The sequence below is a fragment of the Shewanella litoralis genome (assembly GCF_009828585.1).
GTDB lineage: Bacteria > Pseudomonadota > Gammaproteobacteria > Enterobacterales > Shewanellaceae > Shewanella > Shewanella litoralis.
In genome coordinates, this window is record NZ_WSRZ01000047.1 from 1 (window position 1) to 8498 (window position 8498).

Annotated in this window: 6 protein-coding genes; 2 read left to right on the forward strand and 4 right to left on the reverse strand. The window is 43.1% G+C overall.

The window, feature by feature from the left end:
* Nucleotides 1-184: 184 nt before the first annotated feature.
* Nucleotides 185-2320, reverse strand: a complete 2136-nt coding sequence (locus GQA99_RS19895; protein WP_160056929.1) for an alpha-galactosidase — start codon at nt 2318-2320, stop codon at nt 185-187.
* A 558-nt stretch (nt 2321-2878) separates the two neighbouring features.
* On the opposite strand from GQA99_RS19895, the gene GQA99_RS19900 reads away from it, so the two are divergent.
* Entirely contained in the window at nt 2879-4843 is a 1965-nt protein-coding gene (locus GQA99_RS19900) for a beta-galactosidase (RefSeq protein ID WP_160056931.1), read from the forward strand.
* A gap of 49 nt (nt 4844-4892) precedes the next feature.
* Here GQA99_RS19900 and GQA99_RS19905 read toward each other — a convergent pair whose 3' ends face one another.
* The 3 genes from GQA99_RS19905 to GQA99_RS19915 form a co-directional block, all read right to left on the reverse strand.
* Nucleotides 4893-5114: a DUF2061 domain-containing protein gene (locus tag GQA99_RS19905; protein ID WP_160056933.1), complete on the reverse strand. Its 222-nt coding sequence runs from the start codon at nt 5112-5114 to the stop codon at nt 4893-4895.
* Nucleotides 5115-5313: 199 nt separating this feature from the next.
* Nucleotides 5314-6228 (reverse strand): 1,4-dihydroxy-2-naphthoyl-CoA synthase, encoded by a 915-nt coding sequence (locus tag GQA99_RS19910; protein WP_160056935.1) that lies wholly within the window; start codon nt 6226-6228, stop codon nt 5314-5316.
* Nucleotides 6229-6319: 91 nt separating this feature from the next.
* On the reverse strand, nt 6320-6679 hold the full coding sequence (locus tag GQA99_RS19915; protein ID WP_338091745.1) for a hypothetical protein: 360 nt from the start codon (nt 6677-6679) through the stop codon (nt 6320-6322).
* Between the two features lie 64 nt (nt 6680-6743).
* Here GQA99_RS19915 and ccoG point away from each other — a divergent pair, with 64 nt between their 5' ends.
* Nucleotides 6744-8171: a cytochrome c oxidase accessory protein CcoG gene (gene ccoG / locus GQA99_RS19920; RefSeq protein ID WP_160056937.1), complete on the forward strand. Its 1428-nt coding sequence runs from the start codon at nt 6744-6746 to the stop codon at nt 8169-8171.
* The last annotated feature ends 327 nt before the right edge of the window (nt 8172-8498 follow it).

The following is an 8498-nucleotide window of genomic DNA, read 5'->3' on the forward strand; positions in this document are numbered from 1 at the left end:
CACCATCTCTAATTCATATTGCTGTGGACTAGGCTCTCGAAGCATGATGATAAACTTGGTTATTATCTGTACTTCTATTAGATCAAAGCCCTAGACGAATGTCTAGAGCTTTGTCAGCAGTCTGAGAGCATCTAATCTAGATGCTCTTTTGCTTATGGGGATAAGTTGAATGCGTAAAACCTTGTTATTTCACTTGGTTTAATTCAAAAATCAATGAAGTCTGCGGGAAGGTGATAGGCAATTGCATACCAAAGGTCATCAATGCTTCGCCGCTAAAGGTTTGGTTTTCTATTACGCTCAATATTGATTGAGAGTAGAACGAGAACCCAGCTGGCCATACAAGTGATAATTTATAGTCTTTGTCTGCATCTAATCCGGCAAAGTGGAACTTAGGTGGATTAGTGCGTTGGGTTTCTTTTACGCTGTTATAAGCAAATAATCCCTGGCTTTGTTCTGCGTTAACAATACCAAAATTAATGGAGTCGCCATCGGTATTTAAGCGCACGAGCTTGCCGCTGTGGATCAATTGACGATGCTGTTTGTGCAGTTTAATGATTTGTTGTAATTGCTGACGTTCGTCGTCGGTTAATTCACGCGGGTCCATTTCAATACCCATATGACCAAAGAACGCTACCGCGGCGCGCATGGCAATACTAATATTGCGGCCTGTAATATGACAATCGCGTGGACCTACGTGCGCGCCCATCACTTCTGCTGGGAAAAAGAATGAACAACCACGTTGAATGGTAAGTCGGTCTAATGCGTCGTTTGAGTCTGACGTCCAAACACGGTCGGTATAACGTAATACGCCATAATCCACACGCGCACCACCAGACGAACAGCTTTCAATTTCAACATGAGTATGTGCTTGCTTCAAGCGTTCTATTAACGCATAAGCCGCCAGTGTTTGTTGGTGTACTGCTGGCTTGCCAGCTAGGTTACCCGCGTGGTTTAAGTCGCGGTTCATGTCCCATTTTATGTAGACGATTTGCGGGTACTCAACCAAAATGTCGTTAATTGCATTGAATAAATAATCTGTTACTGCTGGGTTGGTCATGTCTAGCACCAACTGTTTTCTAAATTTAAGTTGCTCGTTACCTGCCGTTTGCAGTGCCCATTCTGGATGGTTACGGTACAAGTCACTGTCTGGGTTAACCATTTCTGGTTCAAACCATAAACCAAACTCCATGCCGACGTTATTGACATGATCAATTAATGGCTGCAAACCATCTGGGTAGATTTCGCGGTCAACAGTCCAATCACCTAAACCGGCAAAGTCACCACGACGCCCTTTAAACCAACCGTCATCAAGTACAAAGCGCTCTGCACCAATGTCTGCCGCTTGAGTGGCTAGAGACTGTAAAACCGCGACATCATGGTCAAAATAAATCCCTTCCCAGGTGTTGTAATGCACAGGGCGTGGTTTTTGGCGCACTTTGTCGGTGATTAATGATTGACGTACAAACTGGTGGAAATGATGCGACAACCCGCTAAAACCCTGGTTTGAGTAGGCGGTATACAGTGTCGGGCTGGTGTAAGACTCATTGGGTGCTAGGGCGAGTTCCCCTGGCATTAATAACTCGCCTAATTGCGCATAACTGCGACCTTCAGCCAGTAGTTCTGCGCGCATTTTGTGGTTACCGCTCCAACCTAAGTGGAAGCCATAACACTCACCACCTTGTTCGTGGGTCAGTTTGTTGTGCATTACCATGCCAGGGAAGTTGTCGTGCGATGTTTTACCTTTACGGTTTTCACGCACAAAGCTGCCTAAGAACATATCGAACGATTTACGTTGAAACTCATTAGACCAACGGCCTTCAAAAGACATAATTTGGTCGATATGCAATGGCATTGGAATAGTAGGCGCTGCACACCAGTTCACATTAACAGTGCTACTACCTAAGTTGGTTAATTCGGTGGTGGCACTGAGCACGTCAGAGTGGGGGTCTAGGGTTAAATGATGTTTTACGCTTAAGTGACGTAAGCTGTCGATACACTCAAAAATCGCTTCGTTGGCAGAGGGTTGGGTCACCGAGGTTAGTGTGCCGCCAATAGACCAAGCAATGTTGTTATCAAACACTTCAATACCAGGTGCACCAGTAAAGCCTTCACCCATTAAAGGCGACAGCGAAATCGGTGCCTCAATCACAACAGAACACTTAGCTTCTTGCCTTGTGCTAAGTTGCTTCATCATGTCGTAGGTAGTTTTTGACGATAGCTTTTTGCCAAAATATAAGATTGCTGGGGTTTTATTGCTGCAATCAACAACCAAGCTGGTGTGCTGGCCATTTAGCAAAACGAATTGTGGATGATGCGACATGAGTAAACATTCCTTGATTGAGAGTCTCGTTTAACAGTTCTGTGCTGCATAATGAAAGCGTAATACCATGGATTGAGCCATTGATATCCGCGGTAACACAGAACCAGTTATTTAAAATACTATATATCATATAAATACTAAGTTAGTATATTATCTGTCATTAAAATTTCGTCAAATAACCATTGTTTGGGCTATGACATTAGAACAAAATAACTGTGAATTTAGGGCCTGTTGATCTTTCAAGGTTGTTTTTGCAGCGAATTGTTGGCCATTACTCACATTTACAACTGCGCGGCAGAGACTTCGATGTGTAGTTATTCTACATAAAAAGTCGATAACGCAGTAAAAATGGCCAACAAATGCTGCCCGAAGGGGTCGGCTAAAAACGTTTTACTCTTTGTTGAATGACTCTTTGCAAATAAAGAGTTGCTTAGATGACTAGGCATCAATCCATTCGCCTCGATTAAAACGTTTTTAACTCGAACAAAATTCAACCAACAAAGATCAGCATGCCCTAGTGTTCACCTGAGGTTTACGCACAATTTATTGGAGATTAACATGTTAGGAGTTTGCTATTACCCAGAGCATTGGCCTGAATCTATGTGGCAACAAGACGCGAAAGAAATGCGTCAGCTCGGATTACAGTATGTGCGAATAGGCGAGTTTGCATGGTCTAGAATTGAAGCCCGCGACGGAGAATATTCGTTTGAGTGGTTAGACCGTGCGATTGAAACGCTTGCCAATGAAGGGCTACAGGTGATCATGTGCACCCCAACGGCAACGCCTCCGAAATGGTTAATCGATAAATACCCAGACATTTTACCTGTCGACATTAACACCGGCACTACACGTGGCTTTGGTTCGCGTCGTCATTATGATTTTTCTAGCCAAAATTATTTCCGTGAAGCCATGCGTATTTCAACCGTGATTGCTGAGCGTTACGGTAAGCACCCAAGCGTATGTGGTTGGCAAACCGACAATGAAATAGCGTGTCATGACACAACACATAGCGGTTCGTTAGTGGCTAAGTTGGCATTTCAACAGTGGTGTAAAGACTATTATCAACATGATGTTGAAAAGCTCAATACGGCATGGGGCAATGTGTTTTGGTCGATGGAGTATCAAGACTTTGAGCAAATCGAGTTGCCTATTTTAGCCGTGACCGAAACCAATCCTGCACATCAATTGGCGTATCGTCGTTTTAGTTCAGATCAAGTGGTTAAGTTTCACGATGCGATGATTGAAATCATTCGTGCCCACGCCCCCAATCGTTTTGTCACCCACAACTTTATTCCGCTGGTAGACACCCAGGCTGATAACTTTGCGTTAGCCAAAAATCTTGATTTTGTGAGTTATGATAATTATCCGTTAGGTCGTTCAGATATGTTCTTTAAGCACATGCCTGCAGAACAATTTAAACCCTACATGCGTACCGGTCACCCTGACTTTTCAAGTTATTCGTTTGACCAAAGCCGTGGCGTCAGCAATAAAAACTTTTGGGTAATGGAGCAACAACCGGGGCCAGTAAACTGGGCGCACCATAATCCGCGTCCTGAAAAAGGCATGGTCAGACTGTGGTCCTGGCAAGCCTTTGCTCATGGCGCAGACTGCGTATGTTATTTCCGTTGGCGCCAAGTGCCGTTTGCTCAAGAGCAGATGCATGCAGGTATTAAGCGTAACGACAATTCAAAAGCTGCCGCCTGGGCGGAAGTGGAACAAATGCGTGATGAATTGGCTAAAGTCGATTTTACCATTAGCGATCCTGTACAAGCTAAAGTGGCGATTGTAACGGGGGCAAATAGCCAGTGGGTGACCGAAATTGAACGTCAGGGTGACAGTTATAATCATCAGCGCGTTGAATTTGCTTATTACTCGGCGTTACGCCAGTTAGGGTTAGCCGTTGATTTTGTGTCAGTAGACCACGACTTAACTCAGTACGCTCTAGTAGTTGCACCATGTTTACCCATCGTGCCACAAACATTTGTTGATAAATGTCAGCAAGCTAATGTGCACCTGGTGATAGGTCCGCGCTCAGGCAGTAAAACCGATGAGTTGTCATTAGTACCAATGCTAGCACCTGGCGTGTTACAAGCATTAGTGCCTGTAAAAGTGCTATCAACTGAAACCATTCGTCCAGATTGCAGTGAAGTATTGCATTTTAACGGGGCTAAATTTGAAAGTCAGTGTTGGCGTGAAGAGTTAGAACTTGCAGAGGGTGTTAATGTTGTCGCGACTTATCATGACGGTAACCCAGCACTCGCGCGTTATCAAAATACCAGTTATGTGGCCACACTCACGTGTGATGCGTTTTTGCTCGAGTATTTTACCGTGTTGGCGGCTGAATTAGGGCTAGTGACTATTGCACTGCCAAAAGATATGCGCCTTGTGCAACGTGGTAATTATGCTTATTTATTTAACTATGCAGGCTACTCACAAACTGTACCGAATGAGTTACAAGGCCAATATGTATTAGGCAGTGCAAACCTTGCTGCTTATGACGTAGCAATCGTTAAACTCGTATAATCTTGTTTGTCTCTGGTCACATTATGGTTATCCTTTAACCATGATGTGACTAGCTAGCAAGCTGAGCAGGCTCCGCTGATATTGCAACAGAATGAGCCTGTTTAGACTCAATGTTCTTCCAGACTTTGTCATGGAAATAAAACACCACGGTATTCACTGCGGGTTCTAGTAAGGCAATCGCACCACCGATAACAATGCTACCTGTTAATAAATAGGTAATCGTAAATGCGACGCTGAAGTGTAAAACGGCAAAGCTAATAGTCTTTTTCATGATGAATTCCCCCTGTTGATTTAATTAAATGATAACAGTTCTCATTATCATGTAAAGAGGGTTGGTTCGATTGTTTAAAACTATTATTTCGATTAGGAATTATTTTTGTAATCGCAAAAATATAAAAATCCTTAAAAAGGACTTTTATATTAATGAGGTTACAGTGTTCTAGGCATCTACTTTATAGGTAAGTTAAGCCTTAGTAGTGCCAAGGAAAACGTGAGAAATCCTGGTCGCGCTTTTCTAAAAATGCATCACGTCCTTCCCGTGCTTCTTCGCTTGCATAAGCTAAACGTGTGGCTTCTCCCGCAAATAGCTGTTGGCCCACTAAACCATCGTCTGTCATATTAAAGCCATACTTAAGCATGCGCATTGCAGTAGGCGATTTTGAGTTAATTTCTTTGGCCCAGGCTAATGCTTCTGTTTCGAGCTCAGCATGTGGAATTGCACGGTTAACCATACCCATATTAAAGGCTTCTTCGGCGGTGTAATTAAAGCCAAGGAAGAAGATTTCACGGGCGCGTTTTTGGCCTATCATTTTCGCTAGGTAGGCGCTGCCGTATCCAGAGTCAAAACTGCCTACATCAGGGTCGGTTTGCTTAAATACAGCATGTTCTTTAGAGGCTAGTGTTAAATCACACACTACATGCAAACTGTGGCCGCCGCCAACAGCCCAACCAGGTACAACTGCAATAACCACTTTAGGCATAAAGCGAATAAGTCGCTGTACTTCTAAAATATGCAGGCGCCCCATGCGGGCAACATCTGGTTGGCCTTCTTCAGCTCCTTCGTATTTGTAGCCATCTTTGCCGCGAATACGCTGATCGCCGCCGGCACAGAATGAATGCTGACCTTTTGCTGAAGGGCCGTTTCCGGTTAATAGTACGCAACCTACATCAGACCATTGTCTGGCATGGTCTAATGCTATAAAGAGTTCGTCTACTGTTTTAGGGCGAAATGAATTTAGGCAATCTGGACGATTAATTGCGATACGAACGGTACCCTGAGATTTTGCGCGGTGATAAGTGATGTCTTCAAAGTTAAATCCAGTGACAACATCCCACAAGGCTGGGTCAAAGATGTCTGATACTGATTTTGGTTGAGATTGCGTCATAAAAAAACCTAGCCTCTATTGTAAATATTACACAAAGGCTAGGCTTATTTGATACTTAGGTCAATTTGTTACCGTAAAAGCGTTAACTCACTCAGATTTTATCGCAAATAAATTGCAGATTTTCTTTGCTAAAAACTGGGTGGCGGGCACTACTATGGCAGTATTGATTTTTAAACTCGGCAATACTTTCATTACTCACAAATATGCCATCTAATTCACGAATTTCTATCGTTGATAATCGCTCGTATATTTCTGCTTTAACTTGTGGAATATGTGTATCGACACGGATGATTTTTGTCCCCGTCATCGAATCCAACTTTTTGTCAGCCTTAGTAAACATACTTGTGATGTCATTAATTGGCTTATCAAGTTTGTCAGTTTCTGTCGCGAAATAATAAACAACGCCCGCGATTATTGCTAAACCTATCCAACCTCTCATCTTTTTATCCAATAATGTGTTATTACCTATATAATAAGCTAGTTATCGTTCAATATTAAAGCAGTAAGGCTGTAAAATGACGAAAGAATCTAACCCCAAGGATTTCTCTAAACAACAACGTATTAAAATCCATCAGCCTGATGCCAGTAAAGCAGACCGCTTCAATCCGCGCAACCGTATTTACGTACGCGCTATTGATGGTATGTGGACCACACTACGTCGTCAGATGGGATGGATAGCCATGTTATTCTTTCTGCTGTTACCTTGGTTGCCTTGGGGAGATCGTCAAGCAGTATGGTTTAATCTAGCCGAGCAAAAGTTTCATGTATTTGGTTTAACGATATGGCCACAAGATCTTACCTTGCTCGCAGCACTCTTTACTATTGCAGCGTTTGGATTGTTTTTTGTGACAACCTACCTAGGTCGTGTTTGGTGCGGCTATACCTGTCCACAAACCGTATGGACTTTTATCTTTATCTGGTTTGAGGAGAAGTTTGAAGGTGCACGCAATAAACGTATCAAGCTCGATCAAATGCCATGGAGTGTTGATAAATTATGGCGCAAAGCGGCTAAGCACACATCGTGGATACTGGTTTCATTACTCACCGCCACCACATTCGTTTCTTACTTTGTCCCAAGTCGTGAACTCTATATCGACTTTATTACCCTCAATGCCAGTGGTGGGATCTATTTCTGGATAATTTTCTTTACTTTCGCTACATACGGTAATGCTGGTTGGATGCGAGAAATCATGTGTATTCATATGTGTCCGTATGCTCGCTTTCAGGCCGCAATGTTTGATAAAAATACCTATATAGTAGGTTACGACACAAAACGCGGTGAAACTCGAGGTCCAAGAACACGCAAGCAAGATCCTAAAGAGATGGGATTAGGTGACTGTATCGACTGTGACTTGTGTGTGCAGGTATGCCCAACGGGGATTGATATTCGAAACGGCCTGCAATATGAATGCATTAACTGTGGTGCTTGTATTGATGCATGCGATAACACAATGGAGCGTATGGGTTACGACAAAGGGCTAATTAGTTACACGACCGAAAACAAACTCGAGAATATAGAAGAGAAAGTATTAAGACCTAAACTGGTCGGTTATGGCGTCGTACTTACCGTCATGATACTCGTGTTTATTTATGCTAGTGCGACCATTGCACCTGTACGTATGGATGTGATTCGTGACCGTAATTCATTATTCCGTGAGAACAGCCAAGGGAATACGGAGAATACTTTCACCATTAAAATCCTTAATAAGACTGAACAACCACAAGAATATGACTTGAGTGTAGAAGGTCTAGCAAATGCTCAATGGATTGGCCCACAACATGTTGCAATAGAAGCGGGCGAAGTATTAACCCTACCTATTAGTATTGCAGTTGATCCAGTGGAACTAAAAAGGACCATTACCAAGATAGACATCAAGATCAGTGCACAAATAGAGGGTAGCCCAATCGAAATCAAACAGGAAACACGATTCTTTGGTGGCTAGAACCGAGTAAAATAGACAAAAAAGGGACGAATAGTCCTTTTTTTGTTCTTTTCGATTGAAAAAACACCTCTCGGTCATGTTTTTGCATTATTTCTGCTTTTTACGCTTGCACAAAATTTTAAGCTCCCTATAATGCGCAACCACTGACACGGCAGGCGGCTCACGCCAATGACGAGTCAGTTGAAGGGTTCAAATTGAAACCTTCAAGGCGAAAAGAAAGTTTGAAAAAACACTTGACGCCGACACGGGAAAGCGTAGAATACGCAGCCCAAGCCGACGACCTAGCGTCAACGGCCACTAAGCGAAAGATTGATTCTTTTGGTATTA